Source organism: Streptomyces sp. NPDC051776 (assembly GCF_040681345.1).
GTDB lineage: Bacteria > Actinomycetota > Actinomycetes > Streptomycetales > Streptomycetaceae > Streptomyces.
In genome coordinates this window covers 375,106-399,884 of the sequence record NZ_JBFAYQ010000001.1, presented here as the reverse complement: position 1 = coordinate 399,884, position 24,779 = coordinate 375,106, and the positions used below count along the sequence as shown (strand labels likewise).

At 71.5% G+C, this 24,779-nt stretch carries 21 protein-coding genes and 1 tRNA gene; 11 read left to right on the top strand and 11 right to left on the bottom strand.

All coding sequences use genetic code 11. The annotated features are described in order from the left end of the window. Positions 1-35: 35 nt before the first annotated feature. Positions 36-629, bottom strand: a complete 594-nt coding sequence (locus tag AB0M26_RS01770; RefSeq protein ID WP_365252793.1) for an XRE family transcriptional regulator — start codon at positions 627-629, stop codon at positions 36-38. Between the two features lie 91 nt (positions 630-720). Here AB0M26_RS01770 and AB0M26_RS01765 point away from each other — a divergent pair, with 91 nt between their 5' ends. After that, positions 721-2,247 (top strand): diaminopimelate decarboxylase, encoded by a 1,527-nt coding sequence (locus AB0M26_RS01765; protein ID WP_365252791.1) that lies wholly within the window; start codon positions 721-723, stop codon positions 2,245-2,247. Positions 2,248-2,436: 189 nt separating this feature from the next. Here AB0M26_RS01765 and AB0M26_RS01760 read toward each other — a convergent pair whose 3' ends face one another. Next, a complete protein-coding gene (locus tag AB0M26_RS01760; protein ID WP_365252788.1) occupies positions 2,437-3,315 on the bottom strand; it encodes a MurR/RpiR family transcriptional regulator in 879 nt (292 codons plus the stop codon). A 353-nt stretch (positions 3,316-3,668) separates the two neighbouring features. On the opposite strand from AB0M26_RS01760, the gene AB0M26_RS01755 reads away from it, so the two are divergent. Next, positions 3,669-4,589 (top strand): NADP-dependent oxidoreductase, encoded by a 921-nt coding sequence (locus AB0M26_RS01755; protein WP_365252785.1) that lies wholly within the window; start codon positions 3,669-3,671, stop codon positions 4,587-4,589. 77 nt (positions 4,590-4,666) lie between these two features. Here the strand turns inward: AB0M26_RS01755 and AB0M26_RS01750 are convergent, their stop codons facing one another. Further along, positions 4,667-6,076 (bottom strand): AMP-binding protein, encoded by a 1,410-nt coding sequence (locus AB0M26_RS01750; RefSeq protein ID WP_365253021.1) that lies wholly within the window; start codon positions 6,074-6,076, stop codon positions 4,667-4,669. Positions 6,077-6,201: 125 nt separating this feature from the next. Between AB0M26_RS01750 and AB0M26_RS01745 the strand changes: the two genes are divergently transcribed. Continuing rightward, positions 6,202-6,630: a hypothetical protein gene (locus tag AB0M26_RS01745; RefSeq protein ID WP_365252782.1), complete on the top strand. Its 429-nt coding sequence runs from the start codon at positions 6,202-6,204 to the stop codon at positions 6,628-6,630. Between the two features lie 521 nt (positions 6,631-7,151). Here the strand turns inward: AB0M26_RS01745 and AB0M26_RS01740 are convergent. Then, positions 7,152-8,537 (bottom strand): cystathionine beta-synthase, encoded by a 1,386-nt coding sequence (locus AB0M26_RS01740; RefSeq protein WP_365252779.1) that lies wholly within the window; start codon positions 8,535-8,537, stop codon positions 7,152-7,154. A gap of 254 nt (positions 8,538-8,791) precedes the next feature. On the opposite strand from AB0M26_RS01740, the gene AB0M26_RS01735 reads away from it, so the two are divergent. The 3 genes from AB0M26_RS01735 (at position 8,792) to AB0M26_RS01725 (ending at position 12,536) form a co-directional block, all read left to right on the top strand. Continuing rightward, entirely contained in the window at positions 8,792-9,898 is a 1,107-nt protein-coding gene (locus tag AB0M26_RS01735) for an SGNH/GDSL hydrolase family protein (protein WP_365252776.1), read from the top strand. A gap of 261 nt (positions 9,899-10,159) precedes the next feature. After that, positions 10,160-11,380, top strand: coding sequence for an acetyl-CoA C-acetyltransferase (locus tag AB0M26_RS01730; protein ID WP_365252773.1), 1,221 nt, complete (start codon positions 10,160-10,162; stop codon positions 11,378-11,380). Between the two features lie 253 nt (positions 11,381-11,633). Next, positions 11,634-12,536: a hypothetical protein gene (locus AB0M26_RS01725; RefSeq protein ID WP_365253018.1), complete on the top strand. Its 903-nt coding sequence runs from the start codon at positions 11,634-11,636 to the stop codon at positions 12,534-12,536. 142 nt (positions 12,537-12,678) lie between these two features. Here AB0M26_RS01725 and AB0M26_RS01720 read toward each other — a convergent pair whose 3' ends face one another. After that, positions 12,679-12,990 (bottom strand): hypothetical protein, encoded by a 312-nt coding sequence (locus AB0M26_RS01720; protein ID WP_365252770.1) that lies wholly within the window; start codon positions 12,988-12,990, stop codon positions 12,679-12,681. A 122-nt stretch (positions 12,991-13,112) separates the two neighbouring features. On the opposite strand from AB0M26_RS01720, the gene AB0M26_RS01715 reads away from it, so the two are divergent. Then, positions 13,113-13,343, top strand: a complete 231-nt coding sequence (locus tag AB0M26_RS01715) for a DUF4287 domain-containing protein (RefSeq protein ID WP_360845145.1) — start codon at positions 13,113-13,115, stop codon at positions 13,341-13,343. Positions 13,344-13,462: 119 nt separating this feature from the next. Here AB0M26_RS01715 and AB0M26_RS01710 read toward each other — a convergent pair whose 3' ends face one another. Both AB0M26_RS01710 and AB0M26_RS01705 read right to left on the bottom strand, forming a co-directional pair. Next, positions 13,463-14,350, bottom strand: a complete 888-nt coding sequence (locus AB0M26_RS01710) for a Bax inhibitor-1/YccA family protein (protein WP_365252767.1) — start codon at positions 14,348-14,350, stop codon at positions 13,463-13,465. 145 nt (positions 14,351-14,495) lie between these two features. After that, positions 14,496-14,579: transfer RNA gene (locus tag AB0M26_RS01705), tRNA-Leu, on the bottom strand. Between the two features lie 376 nt (positions 14,580-14,955). Here AB0M26_RS01705 and AB0M26_RS01700 point away from each other — a divergent pair. Both AB0M26_RS01700 and AB0M26_RS01695 read left to right on the top strand, forming a co-directional pair. Continuing rightward, positions 14,956-15,768: an ABC transporter ATP-binding protein gene (locus AB0M26_RS01700; RefSeq protein WP_365252764.1), complete on the top strand. Its 813-nt coding sequence runs from the start codon at positions 14,956-14,958 to the stop codon at positions 15,766-15,768. Between the two features lie 46 nt (positions 15,769-15,814). Next, complete coding sequence (locus tag AB0M26_RS01695; RefSeq protein ID WP_365252761.1) at positions 15,815-18,364, top strand: FtsX-like permease family protein; 2,550 nt, start codon at positions 15,815-15,817, stop codon at positions 18,362-18,364. A gap of 64 nt (positions 18,365-18,428) precedes the next feature. On the opposite strand, the gene AB0M26_RS01690 is transcribed toward AB0M26_RS01695, so the two are convergent. Next, entirely contained in the window at positions 18,429-19,739 is a 1,311-nt protein-coding gene (locus tag AB0M26_RS01690) for a cyclopropane-fatty-acyl-phospholipid synthase family protein (RefSeq protein WP_365252758.1), read from the bottom strand. 246 nt (positions 19,740-19,985) lie between these two features. Continuing rightward, positions 19,986-21,401, bottom strand: a complete 1,416-nt coding sequence (locus AB0M26_RS01685; RefSeq protein ID WP_365252755.1) for an NAD(P)/FAD-dependent oxidoreductase — start codon at positions 21,399-21,401, stop codon at positions 19,986-19,988. Between the two features lie 518 nt (positions 21,402-21,919). On the opposite strand from AB0M26_RS01685, the gene AB0M26_RS01680 reads away from it, so the two are divergent. Both AB0M26_RS01680 and AB0M26_RS01675 read left to right on the top strand, forming a co-directional pair. Further along, the gene (locus AB0M26_RS01680; protein ID WP_365252752.1) at positions 21,920-22,816 is read left to right on the top strand and encodes a hypothetical protein; all 897 of its coding nucleotides are present in this window, start codon (positions 21,920-21,922) and stop codon (positions 22,814-22,816) included. 6 nt (positions 22,817-22,822) lie between these two features. After that, positions 22,823-23,167, top strand: a complete 345-nt coding sequence (locus AB0M26_RS01675) for a hypothetical protein (protein ID WP_365252749.1) — start codon at positions 22,823-22,825, stop codon at positions 23,165-23,167. A gap of 49 nt (positions 23,168-23,216) precedes the next feature. On the opposite strand, the gene AB0M26_RS01670 is transcribed toward AB0M26_RS01675, so the two are convergent. Together AB0M26_RS01670 and AB0M26_RS01665 are read right to left on the bottom strand one after the other, a co-directional pair. Beyond that, positions 23,217-24,170 (bottom strand): Ppx/GppA phosphatase family protein, encoded by a 954-nt coding sequence (locus AB0M26_RS01670; RefSeq protein ID WP_365252746.1) that lies wholly within the window; start codon positions 24,168-24,170, stop codon positions 23,217-23,219. Next, on the bottom strand, positions 24,167-24,778 hold the full coding sequence (locus AB0M26_RS01665; protein WP_365252743.1) for a DUF501 domain-containing protein: 612 nt from the start codon (positions 24,776-24,778) through the stop codon (positions 24,167-24,169). Before AB0M26_RS01665 ends, AB0M26_RS01670 begins: the two co-directional genes overlap by 4 nt. Between the last annotated feature and the right edge of the window lies 1 nt (position 24,779).

Below are 24,779 nucleotides of genomic sequence, written 5' to 3'. Positions count from 1 at the left end.
TCGGGAATCGTTCTCTTCAGAGAACGGGAACGACGCTAATGAGGCGGGCCCGCCGGGTCAATACCCGCGCCGTCCGGGTACTCCAGCAACAGCACCGAGACCACCGGGACTTCGCCCGCGGTCTCATAGATGTGCGGGCGTGAGCCGGGCAGGCAGACGTAGTCGCCGGGCCCCAACTCGTAGGGATCCTCCGGCGGCCCGACCCGCAGCACGCCCTCGGTGACCACGACATGTTCCAGGCCGGGGTGGCCGTCCGAGTGCTGCCGCTCCCCGGGCCGCACCCGCTGGTCGTAGACCTCCAGCACACCGCCCCGGGGCTCGACCCGGCGCAGCAGCCGCAGATCGACGGCCTCGCTGCTGAGCACATCGAGGCCGGCCCCGCGTACGAGCAGCACGTCCGGCTCGGTCCGCTCGACGAGGAGATCGGAGACCGGGACCCGCAGAGCGTTCGACAGAGAGAACACCGTCTGGATGGTGGGGTTGCCGTGTCCGGCCTCGAGCTGCGAGAGGGCGCTCTTGGCGACGCCGGACCTGCGGGAGACCTCGGAGAGCGAGAGGCCGCGCTCGGTACGCAGCGCGCGGAGGTTGGCCCCCAGCATGCGCCCCGCCTGTCCCTGTGCCCCGTTCACGGCTCCTCCTCGCTCGGCGGGCCGCCACTGTAACGAGCCGCGCGCCCGGAAACGATGGGCAGATCCGGCACGGGGGTGGTGGAGTGGGCCCATGAGCACCAAGGGTTCCGCGGGACGGCAGGACGACGAGCGGCGCGACGGACGAAGCGAAGGCGGCCGAAGCGAAGGCGGCCGAAGCGAAGGCGGCCGAAGGGAAGGCGGCCGAAGGGACGGCGGCAGGGCCGGTGTCGACGGCCGCGGACAGGACGGGAACGGCCCCGTCGCCCGCCGTGAGCGGGCCGTGCGCTCGGCCGTGGAGCAGGGCCTGATCACCGAGGCGTCACCGGTCGTGGGGCTGCTGGACGTGACGGGGATCCGCGGGGCCGCGGCCTCGCTGCGCACCGCGTTCGACGAGGTGACGACCCCCGGCACCCCGGTCCTGCATGCGTTCGCCGTCAAGGCCGCATCGCTGGTCCCGGTACTGCGGCTGCTCGCCGACGAGGGGCTCGGCTGCGAGGTCGCGAGCCCCGGGGAGCTGGCGCTCGCGCGGGCCGCGGGTCTCCCCGCGTCCCGTACGGTGCTCGACTCCCCCGCCAAGACGCACGCCGAGCTGCGCGAGGCCCTGGACCTCGGGATCGCCCTCAACGCTGACAACTGGGAAGAGCTGGCCCGCCTCGACGCCCTGGTGGCGGACCGGGTCGGGCCGCCCCCGGTGGGCCTGCGCATCAACCCGCAGATCGGCGGCGGCGCCATCGACGCGCTGTCCACCGCCACCGCAACGTCGAAGTTCGGGGTGCCGCTGCGCGACGACGGACCGGACGGGGGGACGCCGGACGAGGTCAGGGGCCGGGTCGTGCGCGCCTTCCTGGACCGCCCCTGGCTGACCCGTGTGCACGTCCACAGCGGCTCCCAGGGCATGGAGCCCACGGCGATGGCGGCGGGCGCCCGAGCCGCGTACGCGCTCGCCGAGGAGATCAATGCGACGGCCGGGCGCCGCCAGGTCGACACCCTCGACATCGGCGGCGGTCTTCCGGTCGACTTCGGCTCCGACGCGCCCCCGGACTTCGCCGGGTACGCCCGGCTGCTGGCCACCACCGTGCCCGGACTGCTCGACGGGCGGTACGGCCTGGTCACCGAGTTCGGCCGCTCGCTGCTCGCCAAGAGCGGCCTCGTGCTGGCCCGCGTGGAGTACGCCAAGTCGGCGGGCGCGCGGACCATCGCCGTCACGCACGCGGGCGCCCAGGTCGCCACCCGTACGGCCTTCGCCCCGCAGTCCTGGCCCCTGCGCGTATGCGCGTACGACGCGAAGGGGCTGCCCAAGGGCGGGCCCACGGTGGCGCAGGACGTGGCGGGCCCCTGCTGCTTCGCGGGTGACCTGGTGGCGGAGAACCGTCCGCTGCCGCGTCTCGCCGCGGGCGATCTGGCCGCCCTCCTCGACACCGGCGCGTACTACTTCTCCAACCACTTCGCGTACAACAGCCTTCCGCGGCCCGCCGTGTACGGGTTCACCGACGACCCGTCCGTTCCGGGGGGCGTGCGCTTCGCGCTCGCGCGCCCGCAGCAGACGGTCGAGGAGATCGTCGCCGAGAGCGGCGCGGCGCAGCGCGACGCACTGACCGGCGGACTCCTCCGCGGCTGACCCGCCGAGCCCGCCGGCGGCGCGTGCTGCGCGCCTCTCATCCGGCGGGTACGGGGCGCATCGGCGTGATCTGCTACGACATGGCGAACGAGCGCAGCCTTCCGCTCGGCGTGGCCCGCGTCCTCCCGCACCGCAGGACGCCCGTCGCGGTACGCGTTCACGCTCCCGTACCGGCCGGGACCGTACACGTCACTCCACGAACAGCCCGCGCGCCGTCGCCTGCGCGTCGAAGTCCTCCAGGCGGGACTGGGCGTCGGGCAGCGCGTCGCACATCGATTCCAGCAGGACCCGGCCGAGCATCATGGGCGCGCACGCGGTGTCGAAGGCGAGCCCCGTGCCGACAGCCGCAGGCAGCAGTACGTCACTGAGCGCCGCGACCGGGGCGAAGGCGCTGTCGGCGACGGTCACCACGTTCAGACCGGCGTCGCGTGCATGGCCGAGCGCATCGACGACCTCACGCGGGTGGCGGGGCAGCGCGAAGCACAGCAGGGCGGTCGCGCCGGCGCGCCGGGCCGCGTCGATGCGGTCGGCGAGCATGGTGCCGCCCTCGTCCAGCAGCCGTACGTCCGGGTGGACCTTCGCCGCGAAGTACGCGAAGCCGCGCGCCTGGGCGGAAGCGGCGCGCAGTCCGAGCACGGGCAGCGGGCGGGAGGCGGCGAGGATACGGCCCGCCCGCTCCACCGGTCCGGGGTCGGCGAGGGCGGCGGCCAGGTGCCGGAGGTTCTCGATCTCGGCCTGCACGGCCTGTTGGTACTCGGTGTACGCCTCCGCCCCCTCCGCCCGCTCCGGGGGCGCGACCTCGCGCAGGTGCTTGCGCAGCGCGGGATAGCCGTCGAAGCCGAGGGCGACGGCGAAGCGGGTCACCGACGGCTGGCTGACTCCGGCCAGTTCGGCCAGCTCGACGCTGGAGAGGAACGGCGCGTCCGCCGCGCGCCGCACCATGCAATGCGCGATGCGCCGCTGCGTCGGCGTCAGCCGGTGACCCTCGAAGAGCTTCTGCAGCCGGGCGGAGGCACCGGCCGCACCGGCGTCCCCGACGCCGGTCCCGCCCTCGTCCCGGTGGCCCATGTCGTCGCCCTCCCGTCGGTCGCCGCCTCGCCGCGCACCGCATGCGTCCGTCGCGGATCGGCACCCCGCGGGCCGCGCCGTGAAGCGCGTCCCGTCACGGGCCCGACTGCCATTACGTCACCCGCAAGCTATTCAGTCACCACAAACTCTGCATGACCATATACAAGCCCGGCAAGGCCGGTCCGTGCGGAACGGGCGCCCGTCCCGGCAGGCGGTGGACCACGCCCCCGGCACACGACGGCAGGCCAAGCGGCGAAACGGATCCGCTCGGGTGAGGTGGCGCCCGGCGCCCGGGATAAGCGGCAAGGATGGAAGGGACAAAAGCCGCATCGGGATGTGAGAGGGGTCGTGCGATGCCCAGGGCTGTCCGGTTCGACGAGTACGGCGGGATCGACGTGCTGCGGGTGGAGGAGGTGGAACGCCCCGCACCCGGCCCGGGGGAGGTTCTCGTCGAGGTGAAGGCCGCGGGGATCAACCCCGGCGAGGCGGCCATCCGCGAGGGCCGCCTGCGCGACGTCTTCCCCGCGACCTTCCCCTCCGGCCAGGGCAGTGACCTCGCCGGCGTCGTGGCGGAAACGGGCGAGGGCGTGGGCGGGTTCGCGCCCGGGGACGAGGTGCTCGGCTTCACCGAAAAGCGGGCCAGTCACGCGGACTTCGTCCTCGTTGAGGCCGGGAACCTGATCATGCGGCCTTCGGGCATCCCCTGGGAGGCGGCGGGCGCGCTGTTCGTCGTGGGCGCGACCGCCTATGCCGCCGTACGAGCCGTGGCGTCGGGGCCGGGTGACACAGTGGTCGTCTCCGGCGCGGCGGGCGGCGTCGGCTCGCTCGCCGTGCAGCTGGCTCGCCACACCGGCGCGACCGCGATCGGCCTGGCGAGCGAGGCGAACCACGCATGGCTGTCCGACCACGGCGTGATCCCCGTGAGCTACGGCGAAGGGGTCGCCGACCGCATCCGGGCCGCGTCCGGCGGCTCGGTGGACGCCTTCATCGACACCTTTGGCGCCGACTACGTCGAACTCGCCATCGAGCTGGGCGTCGCCCCGGACCGCATCGACACCATCATCAACTTCGCCGCGGCTCAGAAGTACGGGGTGAAGACGGAGGGCAACGCGGCCGCCGCCAGCTCCGACGTGCTCGCCGAACTGGCCCGGATGATCGACCAGGGCGCGCTGGAGCTACCGGTCGCCAGGACCTATCCCTTGGACCAGGTCCGCGAGGCCTTCCGCGAGTTGGAGCAGCGCCACACCCGCGGGAAGATCGTGCTCAAGCCCTGACCGCGCCCCGCCGCAACCGCCCACACCACCCGGCACCCGCCGCATCGCCCTTCCCGTACGGCACCCCGAGCCCCGCCTCACAGCGGCGGCAGCAGCTTCTTCTGCGGCTTGCCCATCGCGTTGCGCGGCAGGGCATCGAGGAAGACGACGCGCCGCGGCCGCTTGTGGACGGAGAGGTGGGCCGCCACGTGGTCGGTCAGCTCCCGCTCCGTGATGCCGTCTGCGACGACGTACGCGACGATCTGCTGGCCGAGGTCGTCGTGCGGGGCGCCGACGACCGCCGCTTCCCGGACCGCCGGGTGGTCGAGCAGCGCGTTCTCGACCTCGCCCGCGCCGATGCGGTAGCCGCCCGACTTGATGAGGTCGGTGGAGGCGCGGCCGACGATGCGGTGGAAGCCGTCGGGCCCGACCGCGGCGATGTCGCCCGTACGGAACCAGCCGTCGTCGGTGAAGGAGTCCGCCGTCGCCTCGGGGCGGCCGAGGTAGCCCGTGAACAACGTCTCCCCGGCGACCTGGAGTTCACCGATCCCGGCCCCCTCCTCCGCCACGACGCGCGTGCGTACGCCGGGCAGCGGCGAACCCACGCACCCCGGCCGGCGCTCACCGCTCGCCCGCGCGGAGAGCGTGATCAGCGTCTCCGTCATGCCGTAGCGCTCCACGGGCCGGTGGCCGGTCAGCGACTCCAGGTCGCGGAAGACGGGCGCGGGCAGCGGCGCGCTGCCGGAGACGAGGACGCGGGCACCGGCGAGTTCGCGGGCCGCGGTCGCGTCGCGGGCGACGCGCCCCCACACGGTCGGGACGCCGAAGTAGAGGCTGCCGCCCGCCGCCGCGTACGCCTCCGGGGTCGGGCGGCCGGTGTGCACCAGGCGGCTGCCGACCCGCAGCGCGCCGAGGACACCGAGCACCAGTCCGTGCACATGGAACAGCGGGAGGCCGTGGACCAGGGTGTCCTCCGGGGTCCACTCCCACACCTCGGCGAGGGCGTCGAGGTCGGCGGCCAGCGCGCTCCGGGGCAGCAGAGCGCCCTTCGGGGCGCCGGTCGTGCCGGAGGTGTAGAGGATCAGAGCGGTCGAGCCGGGGTCCGGCTCCGGCTCGGTCCACGCCGCGCGCTCGGCGACGTCGACGGGCAGGGGCCGGATGCCGGGCGGCAGCGGCGCGCCGTCCCCGGCGCCCTCCGCCCCGCGCAGCAGCAGCTCGGCACCCGAGTCCCGCAGGATGTGGTCCCGCTCCGCCGGTCCCGAATCGGGCGGTACGGGCACGACCGGTACCCCGGCCAGCAGGCCGCCGACCACCGCCGCGACCGTCTCCAGCGATGCCTCGGCCCGTACGGCGACGGCCGCGGCCCCCGCGATACGGCCCGCGACCGCTCCGGCGGCACCCGCCAGGTCCTCGCGCGAGCAGGACCGCCCGGCCACGGTGATCGCGTCGGGGCGATCGGCGACGCCGGGCCCGGAAGCCGAACGGCCGGACGCGTACGGCCCGGTCAGCGACGACAGCAGGACCTCGGACACGCACGCTCCTTCTCCCGGGGACCTGCCCCATCATTCCTGGGAGCGGATTCCGGGGGCTACCCCTACCGACACCCTCCTGCGGTGACCGTAACGTGCCGGTCATGGACGCCCGCGACAACGACCTGAAGAAGGATCTCGACGCGACCGTGCGCGCCCGCAGGGAACTCGGGTCCGACTACGAGGCGGAGCTCATCGAATCGTTCCTGGAGAAGGTCGAGCAGCGGCTGGACGGGACGCTCGACCAGCGGATGCGCCGCCGGCTCGCCGAGCACCAGATGGTGGTCGCGCGTGGTTCGGCCCCGGACCCGTCCCGCGGGCCCGGAGGCGGCAGCACCTTCGGCGAGCGGTTCGGCTTCGGCCTCGTCTCGCTGGTTCTGGCCGTGCCGCTGTCGGCGATCGGCGTGGTGAACGAGGGACTGCCGGGGCTGGTCGTCGCCTGGGCGGGCATCGTCGGTGTGAACGCGGTGCACGCGGCGGGCCGGCTGCCGTGGCGGCGCAGGAAGCCGGGGGGAGACGGCGCCCCGTACTGAGCGCGGGCGGTCTCCCCGCCGGGCGGCGACGGTGTGCCGGAGAGCGACGCCCGAGACCCGTCGCCCGGGGCGCGGAGACGGACGCCGGAAAACCGGACGGCCCGTGATCACGGATCACGGGCCGTCCGGCGGTGGGGGGTCGGCGGGGACCGCCGCACCCCGGCTCGCGCCGGGGGCGGGACGACGGCGGTCCCCGCGATGGACGCGGGCCGGGTCAGGGCCGGTCACCTCCACGTCCGTTCGGCGGCCAGGAGGTCCGGGAGCCGCTCCGGAGGTCCATGGCGCCGCTTTTCGGGCGCCGGCGCGTGCGCCGCAGTGCGGGTGGTGTGCGGTGGGCTCGTACCGCCCGCCCCCGTACGCTCGTGCCGACGTCCTCCAATGTGCCGGGCCCGTGTTAAGTGCGTGCTGCGCGCACATGACACATGCGTACCGGTTGCGTGCCACCAACGGCGCGGCGCGATACGGGAGTTGCAAGAACCGGACCGCGCCGCGCCGACCCCTCGGCGATTCCGCTGCCGCCCCTACTTGGTGGCCTTGGCGAGGAAGGCCAGCAGGTCCTGCCGGCTCACCACACCGGTCGGCTTGCCCTCGACGAGGACGATCGCCGCGTCGGCCCCCTCCAGCACCGACATCAGATCCTCGACCCGCTCGCCTGAGCCCACCTGCGGCAGCGGCGGGGACATGTGCTTCTCCAGCGGGTCGCCGAGTGACGCGCGTTGCGCGAACAGCGCGTCCAGCAGCTCCCGTTCGACGACCGAGCCGATGACCTCCGCGGCCATCACGTCCGGGTGACCAGCGCCGGGCTTCACGATGGGCATCTGCGAGACGCCGTACTCGCGCAGCACTTCGATGGCCTCGCCCACCGTCTCGTCCGGGTGCATGTGGACGAGCGAGGGCAGCGCGCCCTCCTTGTACGCCAGCACGTCCGCGACACGGGCGGACGGCTCGCCCTCCTCGAGGAAGCCGTAGTCGGCCATCCACTCGTCGTTGAAGATCTTCGAAAGGTAGCCGCGGCCGCTGTCGGGCAGCAGGACGACGACCACATCGTCGGGACCGAGATTCTCGGCCACCTTCAGCGCCCCGACGACGGCCATGCCGCAGGAGCCGCCGACGAGCAGGCCCTCCTCCTTGGCGAGCCGCCGCGTCATCTGGAAAGCGTCCTTGTCGGACACCGCCACGATCTCGTCGGTGACCTTCGGGTCGTACGCGGTCGGCCAGAAGTCCTCGCCGACGCCCTCGATCAGATACGGCCGCCCGGATCCGCCCGAGTAGACCGACCCCTCAGGGTCCGCGCCCACGATCCGCACCCGGCCGCCGGAGATCTCCTTCAGATAGCGGCCGGTGCCGGTGATGGTGCCGCCGGTGCCGACGCCCGCCACGAAGTGCGTGATCTTCCCCTCGGTCTGCTCCCACAGCTCTGGGCCGGTCGTCTCGTAGTGCGACCGTGGGTTGTTGGGGTTGCTGTACTGGTCCGGCTTCCAGGCGTTCGGCGTCTCCCGGACCAGCCGGTCGGAGACGTTGTAGTACGAGTCCGGGTGCTCGGGGTCGACGGCGGTCGGGCAGACGACGACCTCGGCACCGTACGCCCGCAGCACATTGATCTTGTCCGTGGACACCTTGTCCGGGCACACGAAGATGCAGCGGTAGCCCTTCTGCTGGGCAACGATCGCCAGCCCCACACCGGTGTTGCCCGACGTCGGCTCGACGATGGTGCCGCCCGGCTGCAGCGCCCCGGACTCCTCCGCGGCCTCGATCATGCGCACGGCGATGCGGTCCTTCACGGAGCCGCCGGGGTTGAAGTACTCGACCTTGGCCAGGACGGTCGCCTGGATCCCCTCGGTCACGCTGTTGAGCTTCACCAGCGGGGTATTGCCGACGAGCTCAATCATCGAATCGTGATAATGCACGACGTTCTCCAGGTCAGGCGGGGTATCCGCGGGTCGGGTGGCAGCCGCACTCGTACGGCCCGTGCGGTCAGCCTATTCCGACGGGTCGCACGGCAGCAGAGCCATGGCAATCTGGCCCGTACCCGCCGTACGGGGGCGTTGCGCGACCCGCCACAGCGGGCAACCAGCAAGTAACGGGGCGTACCGCAGCCCTGATGCGGCATACGTAGGGCAGGGCATGGCAGTGCGAGAGGCGGGCGGGAGGCGGGCGGCAGATGTCGATGTCGAGGGCGAGGGTGGCACGGCGGATCGCGGCCGCGGCGGCGTACGGCGGCGGCGGGATCGGGCTGCTGGGCGGGGCGGCGATCGGACTGCTGCTGACCGAGGTGCAGCTCGCACGGCGTTCGGTGGGCGGCTCGGGGGACGTGCCGCCGATCGCGGACGGACGCTACGGGGCGGTGTTTGCGCCGCACACGAACCAGCGGCCGCTCAGGCTCGCTCTGGCCGGGGACTCCACAGCGGCGGGCCAGGGCGTGCACCGCCCCCGCCAGACGCCGGGGGCGCTGCTCGCGTCGGGTCTCGCGGCGGTCGCCGAGCGGCCCGTGGACCTGCGGACGGTGGCACTGCCGGGCGCGCAGTCCGACGATCTGGAGCGCCAGGTCACGATGTTGCTGGGGGCGCGCCCGCCGGCCTCGCCGGGGGAACCCGCACCCGGAGAGGGTCCGAAGGCGGACAGCAACCGGGTCCCCGACGTCTGCGTGATCATGATCGGCGCCAATGACGTCACCAATCGCATGCCACCGGCCCGCTCCGTGCGGCTGCTCGCTGACGCGGTGCGGCGGCTGCGCGAGAAGAACTGCGAGGTGGTGGTCGGCACGTGCCCCGACCTCGGCACGATCGAGCCGGTCTACCAGCCGCTGCGCTGGCTGGCGCGGCGGCTGAGCCGGCAGCTCGCCGCGGCCCAGACGATCGGGGTGGTCGAACAGGGCGGCCGTACGATCTCGCTGGGCGACCTGCTCGGCCCCGAGTTCGAGGCCAACCCACGGGAACTGTTCGGACCGGACAACTACCACCCCTCGGCGGAGGGTTACGCGACGGCCGCGATGGCCGTCCTGCCGACGCTGTGCGCGGCGCTGGGTCTGTGGCCGGAGGCGGAGCGGCCGGAGGCCGCGCGCCGCGAGGGCATCCTGCCGGTCGCAGAGGCGGCTGCGCAGGCGGCTTCCGAGAGCGGTACGGAGGTGGCGGCCGCGGCACCGGTGGGGATCCGCGGGCCCTGGGTGCTGCTGAAGCACCGCCGCCGGCGTCGGCTTCCGGCTGCCGAAGCGGCTCCCGGGGAGACCACCGCGGGCACCCCTGCCTCGCTGCGCACGCCGGAGGCGTGAGCGCTGGACCCGGCTCATCCGCAGACGTGAGCGCTGGACGCGACAGGGCAAGGCCGACCACGCACCCCGCGGCGGCGGAGGGCGGGGCCCTCCGCCGCCGCCTTTGCATCCGCGCCCGCCGCGGGCGACCCGGTGGCACACTGGAAGTGAGCAAGCGCTTAGAAAAGAGGCCCGTGTCACAGCACACAGGCCGTGACCTCCGCCGTACGTGCAGGTAACTTCCCAGACAGTCCGCCGAATCCCCGCCCTCAGGGAGCCGTGATGCCCGAAGCCGTGATCGTCTCTGCCGCCCGTTCGCCGATCGGCCGGGCCTTCAAGGGTTCCCTGAAGGAGGTCCGCCCTGACGACCTGACCGCCGAGATCATCCAGGCCGCGCTCGCCAAGGTCCCCGAGCTGGACCCGCGCGACATCGACGACCTCATGCTCGGTTGCGGTCTCCCCGGCGGCGAGCAGGGCCACAACCTCGGCCGGATCGTCGCCGTGCAGATGGGCATGGACCATCTGCCGGGCTGCACCATCACCCGTTACTGCTCCTCGTCCCTGCAGACGTCCCGGATGGCCCTGCACGCCATCAAGGCGGGCGAGGGTGACGTGTTCATCTCGGCGGGTGTCGAGATGGTCTCGCGGAGCGTGAAGGGCACCTCCGACGGTCTGCCCGACACCCACAACCCGCTGTTCGCCGAGGCCGAGGCCCGTACGGCCGCCCGCGCCGAGCAGGAGGGCACCGGCTGGCACGACCCGCGCGAGGACGGCGCGGTCCCGGACGCGTACATCGCCATGGGCCAGACCGCCGAGAACCTGGCCCGCTTCAAGGGCATCACCCGCCAGGACATGGACGAGTTCGGCGTCCGCTCACAGAACCTCGCCGAGGAAGCCATCGAGAAGGGCTTCTGGGAGCGCGAGATCACCCCGATCACCACCCCCGACGGCACGGTCGTCTCCAAGGACGACGGCCCGCGCCCCGGCGTGACCCTGGAGGGCGTGCAGGGCCTGAAGCCCGTGTTCCGCCCCGACGGTCTCGTCACGGCCGGCAACTGCTGCCCGCTGAACGACGGCGCCGCGGCGCTGGTGATCATGTCCGACACCAAGGCCCGCGAGCTGGGCCTGACGCCGCTGGCGCGCATCGTCTCCACCGGAGTCTCCGGACTCTCGCCCGAGATCATGGGCTACGGCCCGGTCGAGGCGTCCAAGCAGGCGCTGGCCCGCGCGGGGCTGAGCATCGACGACATCGACCTGGTCGAGATCAACGAGGCGTTCGCGGCGCAGGTCATCCCCTCCTACCGCGACCTGGGCATCGAACTCGACAAGCTCAATGTCAACGGCGGCGCCATCGCGGTCGGCCACCCCTTCGGCATGACCGGCGCCCGCATCACCGGCACGCTCATCAACTCCCTCCAGTTCCACGACAAGCAGTTCGGCCTGGAGACCATGTGCGTCGGCGGCGGCCAGGGCATGGCCATGATCATCGAGCGGCTGAGCTGACCACCCTGAGCGCCCCGCGCGCCTCACGCGCCCCACACACCTCATCGTCGTGACCGAATCTCCCCCAGGATGTGATGTACATCCTGAGGGAGATTCGTTTCAGCAGGTCAGAGTGGCCGCATGGACGAGCGTACGGGCTGTGCTCGCGCCCGATTCATGATGTTATGCACTGACAGCGGGCGGCAGCCCGCGGCAACCTGAGGTAGGAATTCGGGGGACCTCATCCACATCCGGGAGTACGTCAGTGAGCGCCATGTCCGTTGCCCTGCTGCTGGCGGCTGCCACGGCCACGGCCGTCGGTGCCGCCGCCCTGCACGCCGCACGGGGGCTGCGCAAGCAGCTCTTCGCGCTGCGCGCAGAGCTCGCCGACCGGCCGGCGCAGGCCGGAACCGCTTCCGTACCGGCGGCTCGCAGGACCCCCGCCGAGGAGATACGGGCCGCGGTCGCCGACGCGCTCGCCGAGGAGCGGAAGCGGGAGCTGGCGGAGGCCCGCGCATTCTGGGCGGCACAGGAGGCGCGTGACGCGGCGGACCCGCCCCCGATGCTCGGCAGCCCGGGCCCGCTGGGTGACCAGGCTCCGGTCTATCTACCGCGTCAGGCCGACTTCGCGGGCCTGGAGCCGTTCCTGGGCGCCGAACTCGCCGAGGTGGCCGAGGTCCTGGAGAGCATCGAGGCCGTGGACGCCTCCATCGACGCGTACGAGCAGGGCGGCACGACGGCCGGCCCCGCCACCGACAGCGGCCCCGCCGAGACCGAGGAGTCGCCGGAGCGGGCGGCCGCGCGCCGCCGCCACCCCTCGAACCCGGACAACCAGCGCGAGCAGGGATCGCCCGCGGCGCCGGCCTTCGCCGACCACGACCGCACGATGGACCGGCTTGAGCAGCTCGCAGCGGACGCGACTCCCCTGACGGACGTACGTCCCGGCCCCCTGGGCACGCTGGATGTCTACGTCTTCGCGGACGGCACGACGATCTGCATGACACCGGGTCACCGCGAGACCGCCGAACTCCTCGCGCAGGCGCTGCGGGAGGACAAGACCCCTGTCCTTCTGGGCGGATCGGGCATTTCGGGCGCCTATGCACTGACCTTTGCATACGGGGATGAAGGTGAAGGAACGGTCTATATCCTTGCGGACCGGGTCATAGCATCCCTCTGAGCGCTCCGGCACTCCCACCGGTCACCCCCGTCGTCCCCCGTCGAACAGGGATCCCAGAACTCCCGGGCCCGGTCCCGCGCGCCGGCCGTTCCTGCCCGGCACTGGGCTTCTTGGCGGACTACGCCACCGTGAAGACGGGTCCCTAGACGTGCCCGGCGGCCTTCTCCACGAGCGCAAGGGCCTCCTCCAGTTCCTCGGCGGAGGCCGTCCGCAAGGCTTCGGCCAAATCGTGGCCGGCCACGGCGACCTGGTCGGCCACCGCGAACATCCCCGCGTCCGGCATCGGCCAAGGGTCCTCGCCGGGGAATTCCAGGCGGTGCGCACGCGCCGCCAACTCCCGCGCCAGCGCCAGCCCTTCCGCCGCGGCGCCCCGTTGCAGTCTGCTCTGGGGGGCGGCCCGCAGCCGGTCGGCGAGATGATCCACGGCAGTCACCAGAGGCGTCACATCGAGCACGGCGCGAGCCTATGCGCCTCCCCCTGCCTGTTGCCAACAGGCGAACACTCAGGCACGGTGTCGTGAAGGACCACACCTGGGCCAGGCTCATGACCCGGCAATGGACGCGTCCGGAGGCGCCGATGTCCCAAGTCTTCTCCGAAGAGACCCACCGGAACCTGCTCTCCCGTATCCCTCAGTGCACCGGCCGAGAAGTCTCCGACTGGCTTCGCACCGTCGATGAAGGCCCCGCCCTCTTCCGTTTCGAAGAAAAGGTCAACTGGCTGCGTGGCGCGCACAACCTCGCCTACGGCCATGCCAAAGCGATCATTCACGAGTACGACCTGCGGCGCGCCGCGCGGAAGCTGCTCTAGCACCCACCGAGGTCACCGCCCCGAGCGAGAAAGACGAAAGGGCCCGGAGGCAACGCCTCCGGGCTTTTCGCCGTGTCCAGGTGTCCGGCGGCCCGATGGCACGGGCCGCCGGACGGCGGTCAGTCGCCGCGCAGGATCGAGATCAGGCGCAGCAGCTCCAGGTAGATCCACACCAGGGTCATGGTGAGGCCGAAGGCGGCCAGCCAGGACTCCTCGCGGGGGGCGCCGTAGGCGATGCCGTCCTCGACCTGCTTGAAGTCCAGGGCGAGGAAGCAGGCGCCGAGGATGACGCCGATGACACCGAAGAGGATGCCGAGACCACCGCTGCGGAAGCCCAGTCCGTCACCACCACCGAAGGCCATGAACAGCAGGTTCACCGCGGTCAGCAGAAGGAAGCCGATCGCGGCCCCCATCACGTAGCGGTAGAAGCGCTGATTGACCCGGATCAGGCGCGTCTTGTAGGCGATCAGGACACCGACGAAGACGGCCATCGTGCCGAGCACGGCCTGCATCGGGGCGCCTTCGAACCGCTCGTTGATCGCCCCGCTCAGCGCGCCCAGGAAAAGACCCTCGAAGGCGGCGTACGCGAGGATCAACGGCGGCGAGGGCCTGCGCTTGAACGCCTGCACCAGGCCCAGGACCATCGCGACGAGGGCGCACACCAGGGCGAGCCCCAGGGGCAGGCGCATCATCCATGCGACAGCCGCACCGACCACGACGGTGCCGAGCGTGATGCCCGTCCGCATGACGACGTCGTCCATCGTCATCCGGCCGGTCTGCGGCGGTGCTACCGGGGGCGCACCCTGCACCGAGCCGTCCGGCTGGGCATGCGGGTTGCCGGACTGCGGTGCGTACGGATTGCCCGAAGTGTACTGATTTCCAGTGGCGTACGGGTTGCCCTGCTGAGCTGCGGCGGGGCCCCCGGCCTGCTGCGCCGCGTTGAAGCTCGCGAAGCCATTGTCGCGGCTGAATCCCCGTCGCGAGAAGACCGGGTTGCTGCTCCTCATCTCACTCCTCCATGGCCGCCGGGCGCGACCTTGCCACAAGAGTAATGGGTGGGCAAAGAATGCACCCTAGTACCAGAGGAGGATCTTTGGGAAGGAAGCCCTGAGACCGGGCCCCCTGCCTGGTGTACGCCCGGAAATATGCGAGTGCCCGGAGCCGGACTTGAACCGGCACGGCCCGATTGGGCCAGTGAGGTTTAAGCTCACCGTGTCTACATTCCACCATCCGGGCAGGGTCCCGGACTCTGACGGTCCCCCCAGGGCGCACGCAGAGCTTATCCGGCTTCATCCCCCGAACTCCGGCCGGGGAGTGCGAGGTTGTCTGATTTTATTGGCAACTGAGAAAGCGTCAGGCGCGTGGTACCTGCGGTAGGCACATGCGTGGACGGGGTGTGCACCTCCGCCTCGCCTCCCCGGGATTGACGAAAAGTCGTCGCCCTTCTCAGGGGGACCCTCGGGGGTCGCGGTCATCCCCAAGGAGGACACCGGGCCTCCGGGTACCTCCCTGGGCTGCCCCAGGAACCGGAACGTGGGCTGATCCTGACGGGCCTTCCGGCCGGGACGATGGAATCCGTCCATCCGCCCCCCGGACCGACAGGAGACCGTCCGTGACCACCACCCCCTACGGCGTCCAGACCGCCGCCCGCACCGCCGCCGTAGCCGCAAGGGCCACGGATCTGACGAAGGTGTACGGCCAGGGCGAGACCCAGGTGGTCGCCCTGGACCACGTGTCCGTCGAGTTCCGGCAGGCCGAGTTCACCGCCATCATGGGCCCCTCGGGCTCCGGCAAGTCGACGCTCATGCACTGCGTCGCCGGCCTGGACACCGTCTCCTCCGGCTCCGCGCGCATCGGCGAGACGGAGCTGACGTCGCTGAAGGACAAGCAGCTCACCCGTTTGCGTCGCGACAAGGTCGGCTTCATCTTCCAGGCCTTCAATCTGCTGCCCACGCTCAACGCCCTGGAGAACATCACCCTGCCCATGGACATCGCGGGCCGTAAGCCCGACCGGCAGTGGCTGGACCAGGTCATCGAGACCGTCGGCCTGTCCGGGCGCCTCAAGCACCGCCCGACGGAACTGTCGGGTGGTCAGCAGCAGCGCGTCGCCGTCGCGCGGGCCGTCGCGGGCAAGCCCGAGATCATCTTCGCGGACGAGCCGACCGGCAACCTCGACTCGCGCTCCGGCGCCGAGATCCTGGGCTTCCTCCGCAATTCCGTACGGGCGCTGGGGCAGACGATCGTGATGGTCACTCACGACCCGGTCGCCGCCGCGTACGCCGACCGCGTCATCTTCCTGGCCGACGGCCGGATCGTCGACGAACTGCGCGAACCGACGGCCGACTCCGTCCTGGACCGCATGCTGCGCATCTCCGGCGGGACCACTGCCGCCCCCGTCTCCGCAGCCACGAGCCGGACCCGCTGACCGCGCACGCCGACCGCCACCGGCCCGACCCCAGGACTCGAGAACCATGTTCCGTACTGCCGTGCGCAATGTACTCGCGCACAAAGCCAGGCTGATGATGACCGTGCTCGCCGTCATGCTCGGCGTCGCGTTCGTCTCCGGCACCCTCATCTTCACCGACTCCGTGGGCAACGCCTACAAGAACCGGTCCGCGAAGAGCTTCGCAAACGTCTCCGTCGCCATGCGCTCCAACGGACCGTCCGCGGCCTACGGCGGGTTCGACGAAGGAGGCGGCGAGGCCAAGAAGGATCCCGTCCTCACCGAACGGCTGCTCAAGAGGATCGAGGACCTGCCGGGCGCCCGGTCCGCCACCGGCACCGTCACCGGCTTCACCGCACTCGCCGACAAGGACGGCAAGCTCGTCGGCCAGGGATGGGGCAGCAGCGGCGCCAACTACTACCCGGGTCCCGGCGGCGAGGACGACCGCTACACCTTCACCGACGGCCGTGCCCCCAAGGCGCCGGACGAGATCGCCATCGACAGCCGTACCGCGGAGCGCGCCGGCTTCGAGCCCGGTGACACCGCCCGCGTCTCCACGGACGGCCCCGTCATGAAGCAGCGGATCACCGGCGTTTTCGACACCGACGACGGCAGCGTCGCGGCGGGCGGCAGCCTCGTCCTCTTCGACAACACCACCGCCCTGAAGGTCCTCGACACCGGCGGCGAGTACAACGAGATCACCGTACGGGCCGAGCCCGGTGCCTCCGACGCAGCGCTCAAGAGCGCCGTCGAGAAGATCGTGCCGAAGGACATCGAGGTCACCACCGGCAAGGTGCTGGCGGACGAGCAGGCCGAGGACATCGCCCAGGACACCAAGCAGATGAGCCAGGTGCTCCTCTACTTCGCCGGCATCGCGCTGTTCGTCGGAATCTTCCTCATCGCCAACACCTTCACCATGCTGGTCGCCCAGCGCACCAAGGAGCTGGCACTGCTGCGCGCCATCGGCGCGACCCGCCGTCAGGTGACCCGCTCGGTCCTCCTCGAGGCCCTCCTCATCGGCCTGGTCGCCTCGGTGACCGGCTTCCTGCTCGGCAGCGGCGTCGCCGTCGCCATGCGCGCCGGGGTGAACGCCATGGGCGCCGCACTGCCCGACGGCCCGCTCGTCATCGCCCCGAGCACCGGGCTGTACGCGCTGCTGGTCGGCGTCGTCGTCACCATCCTGGCCGCGTGGCTGCCGGGCCGCCGCGCCGCGAAGATCCCGCCGGTCGCCGCGATGAACAGCGTGCACGCCACCCCCACCACCCGCGGCCTCGTCGTGCGCAACACCATCGGCTCCGCCATCACCGCCCTCGGCACGGCCCTGGTGTTCATGGGCACGCAGGGCTCCCCGGGCAGCGTCCTCGCGACCGGCGCCGGACTCGTCCTCATCGGCGTCATCGTGCTCACGCCGCTGCTGTCCCGCCCGGTCATCGCGGCCGCGGCTCCGGTGCTGGCCCGCTTCGGGGTCTCCGGCAACCTGGCACGGAGGAACGCGGTCCGCAATCCGCGCCGTACCGCCGCCACCGCCGCGGCCCTGATGATCGGTCTCACCCTCATCACCGGCATGACCGTCCTCGCCACCTCCATGCAGGCGGCGATCGACAAGATGGCGGTGGACTCCCTGAAGTCCGACTACGCGATCACCATGGCCAACTTCAACGGCCTGTCCCCGGACGTACGTTCGAAGCTGGACAAGCTCCCCGGGGTCGAGGCGACCAGCCCCTTGCGGTCCTCGTACGGTGAGGCCGGCGGCACGTCCGCACGGATGACGGGCGTCGACCCGCGCACCGCACCCGAACTGCTCAACTTCGACTTCAGCAGCGGCTCGTTCGCCGGCCTGACCGCCAAGCGGGCCCTGCTCGACCAGAAGCTCGCCGACGAACTGCACCTCTCCGTGGGCGACTCCGTCGGGTACAGATTCGAGGACGGCAAGACCCGGGCCGTGAAAGTCGGCGGGATCTACGAGGGCAACGACATGTTCCAGGGCCTCTACGTCCCGACCTCCGTGGTGAACCCGCACCTCGACAAGGTCGCCGACGACCAGGTGCTGGTGAAGATGAAGGGCGGGCCGTCGGATGCGGCCGAGACCGCCATCGTCGATGCCCTCGGCAAGAATCCGGCCATCTCCGTGAAGGACAAGCAGGCCATCAGCGACGACTTCGCCAAGGCGATCAACCTGCTGCTCAAGATGCTCTACGGGCTGCTGGCCATGGCGATCCTCATCGCGGTGCTCGGTGTGGTCAACACCCTCGCCATGTCGGTCTTCGAGCGGAAGCACGAGATCGGGATGTTGCGGGCGATCGGCCTCGACCGCTCCCGGGTCAAGCGGATGGTCCGTCTGGAGGCCGTGGTCATCTCGCTGTTCGGCGCGGTCCTCGGCATCGGTCTCGGCCTCTTCATCGCCTGGGCCGCCGGGACCTCCATCTCCGGCACGGTCACCACGTACACCATGAAGATCCCGTTCGCGGAGATCGGCATCTTCCTCGGCATGGCCGCGCTGGTCGGCGTCCTGGCCGCGCTCTGGCCTGCGCGCCGGGCGGCCGGGCTCAACGCCCTGGAGGCCATCAAGGCGGAGTAGCCGCGCCCCGGAACACGGCGCCGGCCGGGACGGGATCCGTCCGGGCCGACGCCGTCTCCGCGGGTCAGGGGCGCCAGTCCCGTGTCCTGAGCGGCAGAGCGGATGCGCCGGAGGCGGGCGTACGGGCCGCGAGGACCTGGTTGACGCCGATCCGGTTGCGTTCGAAGGAGAGCGCGGAGGCCGCCATGTAGAGCTTCCAGACGCGAGCCCGACCCGGCGAGGTGAGCCGTACGGCCTCGGCCCAGTGCGTCTCGAGGTTGTCCACCCATCGACGGAGCGTCAGCGCGTAGTGCTCGCGGAGCGATTCCACGTCGCGTACCTCGAACCCGGACTCCTCCAGGAGCGAGACAGTCCGGCCGAGGGGCGCCAGCTCCCCGTCCGGGAAGACGTACCGGTCGATGAACGCGTCGACGTGGTAGCTCTCCTCGTTCGTCACCGGGCGGCGCGCGATCTGGTGGTTGAGCAGGCGCCCGCCGGGTTTCAGCAGGGAGTGCAGGCTCCGCGCGTACTCCAGGTAGCGTGCGGAGCCGACGTGCTCGGCCATGCCGATCGAGGAGATCGCGTCGTAGGGGCCGTCGTTCACGGTGCGGTAGTCCTGGACGCGGATTTCGACCCGGTCGGTGAGGCCCTCGTCGGCGACGCGCTTGCGGGCGTAGGCGGCCTGCTCCGCGGAGAGGGTGATGCCGGTGGCGCGCACCCCGTACTCGCGCGCGGCGTGCAGCACCATCGAGCCCCAGCCGCAGCCCACGTCGAGCAGCCGGTCCGCCGGTCCGAGGCCCAGCTTCCGGCAGACCAGGTCGAGCTTGGCGCGCTGGGCCGCTTCGAGGGTCGAGCCTTCCTCCCAGTAGGCGCAGGAGTAGACCATCGACGGCCCGAGCACCCGCTCGTAGAAGTCGTTGCCGACGTCGTAGTGGTGGCTGATGGCAGCCTTGTCGCGGCGCTGGCTGTGCAGCACGCCGCTTCGGCGGCGCGCCTCCTCCCGCGGCGGGACGGGTGGAAGGCCGGGTCCGGCGAGGGAGATCAGATCGCGGGCGGCGGCGCGCAGGGCTGGGTCGCGGAGGGCAGCGATGGCGGTGAGGGCGCCACGGCCCTTGCCGGCGGCCGGACTTCGCTCCCAGAACAGCCCGGCGAGCCGGTCCAGTGTCTCGTACAGATCGCCGTCGATGGCGAGTTCACCGGCGACCCAGGCCCTGACGAGCCCGAGTTCGCCCGGCTGCCAGAGCACGCGACGCAGGGCGCGGCGGTGGCGTACGACGAGTGTGGGGGCGCCGGGCGGGCCCGCCTCGGTGCCGTCCCAGGTGCGGATACGGACGGGGAGCGGAGCTCCCAGGAGTTCCTCGGCAAGAGCGGTGAGCCGCTGCGCGGCATCGGCCATGTCGTACACCTCCATGCGGCGGGACCGACGGGACTTCACCTTCGCCTACGTCAACTGAACGAACACCCTTCGCAGTCCTGTTGTCACGTATGCGAACAGCAAAAACCCGCCGATATCCATATGCCGTCGGGTACCGGGAGCCGCGTCCGTACGCCGAAAACACCCGAAAGGGCGCCCGCACCACGGATGGCGGGCGCCCTTCGGGCGCGGAGTGCGTGGCTCGCGGCCGGGCGGCCGCGCACCGGATCAGCCGGCCGTGGCCTTCTCCGAACCGGCCTTGGCCTTCTCGGCACCGGTCTTGGCCCTCTCGGGCCCGGCGACCGGCACCGCGCTCGCGGCGACGGGGCGGGCGGCCTCGTAGAACTCCTCGCGCGGGTTCTCCATCGCGCCGAGCGAGACCACCTCGCGCTTGAGGAACATGGCGAGCGCCCAGTCGGCGAAGACCCGGATCTTCCGGTTCCAGGTCGGTACGGCCAGGCCGTGGTAGCCACGGTGCATGTACCAGGCGAGGCGGCCGCGGAGCTTGATCTTCACCTTGCCGACGACGACCATCGCGACGCCCTTGTGGAGGCCCAGCCCGGCGACGGCACCCTTGTTGGCGTGCTTGTAGTCCTGCTGCGGGAAGCCCCGCATCCCGGAGATCACGTTGTCGCCGAGGACCCTGGCCTGGCGCAGCGCGTGCTGGGCGTTCGGCGGGCACCACTTGCCCTCGCCGGCGGCGACATCGGGCACCTGGGCGTTGTCGCCAGCGGCCCAGATGTAGTCCGTGCCCTTGACCTGCAGGGTGGGCGCGGTGTCGACGTGGCCGCGCGGGCCAAGCGGCAGACCGAAGCGGGAGAGCGCCGGGTTGGGCTTGACGCCCGCGGTCCACACGATGGTGTTGGAGTCGACCTCGAGCCCGTTGGCCAGCACCACGTGGCCGTCGATGCACGAGTTCATCGAGGTGTTGAGGTAGACCTCGACACCTCGCTTCTGGAGGTGCTCCAGGCCCCAGCGGCCGAGCTCGGGACCGACCTCGGGGAGGATCTTGTCGGCGGCGTCGACGAGGATGAAGCGCATGTCCTCGCGCTTCACGTTCGTGTAGTACTTCGCCGCGTCCCGCGCCATGTCCTCGACCTCGCCGATGGTCTCCGCGCCGGCGAAGCCGCCGCCCACGAAGACGAACGTCAGGGCCTTGCGGCGGACATTCTCATCGGTCGTCGAGTCGGCCTTGTCGAGCTGCTCGAGGACGTGGTTGCGCAGGCCGATGGCCTCCTCCACGCCCTTCATGCCGATGCCCTGCTCGGCGAGTCCGGGGATCGGGAAGGTGCGGGAGACGGCGCCGAGCGCGACGACGAGGTAGTCGAACGGCAGCTCGTAGGCCTCACCGACGATCGGGGCGATCGTCGCGACCTTGCGGTCCTGGTCGATTGTGGTGACGCGGCCGGTGAGGACCTCCGCCTTGGGGAGCACGCGCCGCAGGGGGACAACGACGTGACGAGGGGAGATGCTGCCTGCGGCGGCTTCAGGGAGGAAGGGCTGGTACGTCATGTACGAGCGGGGGTCGACGACCGTGACGGTCGCCTCGCCGTACCGCATCTTCTTCAGGATGCGGCGCGCTGCGTACAGGCCTACGTACCCACCGCCTACAACGAGGATCCTGGGACGCTCCGTGGTGCTCATGATTCGAGTATCCAGCACCCCTATGGGGGGTGCTCGTGAGCCCCTTCACAAGCACCCCCCGACCTTCTGCTACACTGCCCCGCCGCTGCGACCGAGCCGACGACGCCGGCCGGGAACTCCTTTGCGGGCAAGGCTGTTGAGTGCGCCTCTGAACTGGTCTTGTGCACAGCCGTACGACTCCGGACACCCCCGGGACACAGTGCCGCAACCCCGAAGAGACATGATCCTTGAGCGCGGCGGCGCTCGGCTGCGCCGCTTATCCGGCCCTTACGTGGCCCGGCCGGGTCCGCTGGAGCACTTTTTCATGTGAAGAGTTTCACGAACTTTCTTCGGCGGGGGTCCGCGGGCGGCCGCCACGGGCCCGGTTCCAGCCCGGACCGCTTCTGTACCGGGCCGGACACCGGCGCCCGTCGCGACTGCGGTCCACCGCTGAGCATCACCGGATGTCTCGCCCTATCGTGAAAAGCATCGGACAGTCGGGATACATCAGCCCACCATTGCGTTCAGAGGCGATCGGCATGGACGAAAACGACGCCGAGAACACCGAAGAACACGCCGAGAACACCGAAGAAGAGGACGAGTTCGCCAGGGGCGGGTTCGACGACGAGGCGAATGGCGAGGACACCGGCGAGCAGGTCTCCGGACCGTCCACCGACCCGGACGTCCTCCTCGACGTCCCGGTGGTCAAGGTCGACGAGATCTCGCTGGACGTCGAGGACCTGCGGGCACGGGTGTCGCTCCAGGCGGATGTGCTCGACCTGCTCAAGCTCGGCGTCGGAGCGGACGTGTCGCTGGGCGGCCTGCATCTGGACATCAAGGGCGTCGAGGCCCAGGCCCTGCTCAAGGTGCGGCTCCAGAATGTCGCGGCGATCATCGGCCGGGTGCTGACCACGATCGACCGCAATCCGGAGGTCCTGGAGCAGCTCGTGTCCAGCCTCGGTACCGGGGTGGAGCAACTGGGAGGCGGTGCGGGCCGCGCCGCAGGCGAGCTCGGGCGCGGGGCGGGAAAGGCCCTGGAGGACGTCGGCGACCACGCCGGAGAAGCGGTCGAGAGCGTCGGAAAGGGCGCCGGCAAGACCGTCGAGGACGTCGGGGAGACCGCCCAGGACGTCGGAAAGAGCGCCGGCAAGACGGTCGAGGACGTCGGCGAAACCGCGGGCAAGACCGTCGAGGACGCCGGCGAAAACACGGGCAAGACCGTCGAGGACGCCGGCGAAAGCGCGGGCAGGTCCGCGGAAGGCGCTGCCGGGGAAGCCGTCGAAGGGGCCAGGAAGACCACGCGCGGCGGCACGGAGCGCAGCAGGGGCGAACGCGGCAGAGGCGAACGCGGCGGTGCCGAGCGCGGCAGCGGCGGGACCCGCCGCCCGGCCCGCCGACGGGAAGGCGAGCGCAGATCCGGCGGCCGGCCGCCCTGAAACGAGGTGTCCGTCGACCCCGCCACCGATCTCCACGACATCGAGTTGCGCACCCTCGTGTCGGCGGACCGGCTGCGCTTCCGGGCCCCACCGCGAACGGACGTCCGGTTCACCGGCGCCACGGGCCGGGACGCGATGTCCCGTGCGCGCCGCAGCAACCTCCCCGAACCCGTGCAGACAGGGGAGGCCTACCGGGATGTCCGCGTCGCGTACGTGCTGGCGAATCGGCTCTGCACCGCGGAGAACAACACCGCGGAGAACAACACCGCCCAGAACAACACCGCAGAGGCCCGCGCCGCGGAGGCCCGCACCGCTGAGGCGGCCGAGGAGGGTGGCGGAGCGGTCGGCTAGCCGCCGCGTCCGCGGCGCCGCACCTCCCCGCCCGCGCGCCCGCCGTGTCTCAGGCGAGGCTCCAGGCGATGCCGTCCAGGATGTCGTGCTCGCTGACGACGACCTCCCGCGCTCCCGTCCGTTCCATGATCGCGAGCAGCACCATGGCGCCCGAGGCGATCACATCCACCCTGCCCGGGTGCATCACGGGGATCGCGGCCCGCTCGTCGTGCGTCGACGACAGGAGGTCGGCGGTGATCTCCCGGACCCGGTCCACGGAGACCCGCGCGTGGTGGATCGCCTCCGAGTCGTACGCCGGTAGGCCGAGAGCGATGCCCGCGACCGTGGTGACCGACCCTGCGAGCCCCACGAGCGTACGGGCCTCGGCCAGCGGCACGCTCTCCTCGGCGAGGTCCAGAGCCGCGTCGATGTCCGCCCTTATGGCGTCGGCCTGGGCGGGCTCCGGAGGATCGGTGACCCGCCCGTCCTGTACGAGGTGACGCTCCGTCATGCGGACGCAGCCGATGTCGACGGAGCGTGCCGCCCGTACGTGATCGTCGCCGACCACGAACTCCGTCGAGCCGCCGCCGATGTCGACGACGAGATACGGCTTCTGGAAGCGCTTCGCGCCCTCTTCCGGGCCCGACAGCTCCTTGGTGGCGCCGGTGAAGGAGAACTCCGCTTCCTGGTCACCGCTGATCACCTCGGGCTCCACGCCCAGGATGTCCACCACGCCGCGCACGAACTCCTCGCGGTTCTCGGCATCGCGCGAGGCGGAGGTGGCGACGAACCGCGTGCGCCGGGCGCCGAGTTCGCGGATCACCTCCGCGTACTCGCGGCATGCGGTGAAGGTGCGCTCCAGGGCCTCCGGCGCGAGCCGGCCCGTACGGTCCACGCCCTGGCCGAGGCGCACGATCGTCATCCGCCGGTCCAGCTCCTTCAACTCACCGGTGGCCGGATCGGCGTCGGCGACCAGCAGGCGAATGGAGTTCGTACCGCAGTCGACAGCGGCGACCCGCGTCATGCGCCGTCCTCCTTGTACTCCTGCGCGTCCGCATCCTGCTCCTGCGCGTCCGCGTGCTGCTCCCGGGTTTCCGCGTCCTGCTCCTGGCCGCCCGGCGGGCAGGACACGCACGGTCCCTTGCGCCACCACTCCGGCAGCAACGCGAGGGCCTCGTCCCCCAGCGGATTGACGCCCGGACCCGCTGCCAGGGAGTGGGCGACCAGGACGTGCAGGCACTTCACGCGGTCCGGCATGCCGCCCGCGCTCGGGAAGCCCTCCAGCACCTCGACGGCGTCGCGGCGCCGGATGTAGTCCTCGTGCGCGGCACGGTACGCGGCCGCCAGCTCCGGGTCCTCCCCGAGGCGGGCGCTCATGTCCTTCATCACGCCCTCCGCCTCCAGCGTGCCGATGGCGGAGGCCGCGCGCGGGCAGGTCAGGTAGTAGAGCGTCGGGAAGGGCGTGCCGTCCTCCAGGCGCGGCGCGGTCTCCACCACGTCGGGCAGCCCGCACGGGCAGCGGTGCGCGACGGCGCGCAGACCGCGCGGCACACGGCCCAGTTGCTCGCCGATCGCCTTGATGTCGGCGTCGGTCGGCGGGGTGGGGTCGGTCTGGGGAGGGGGCGTGTCCATG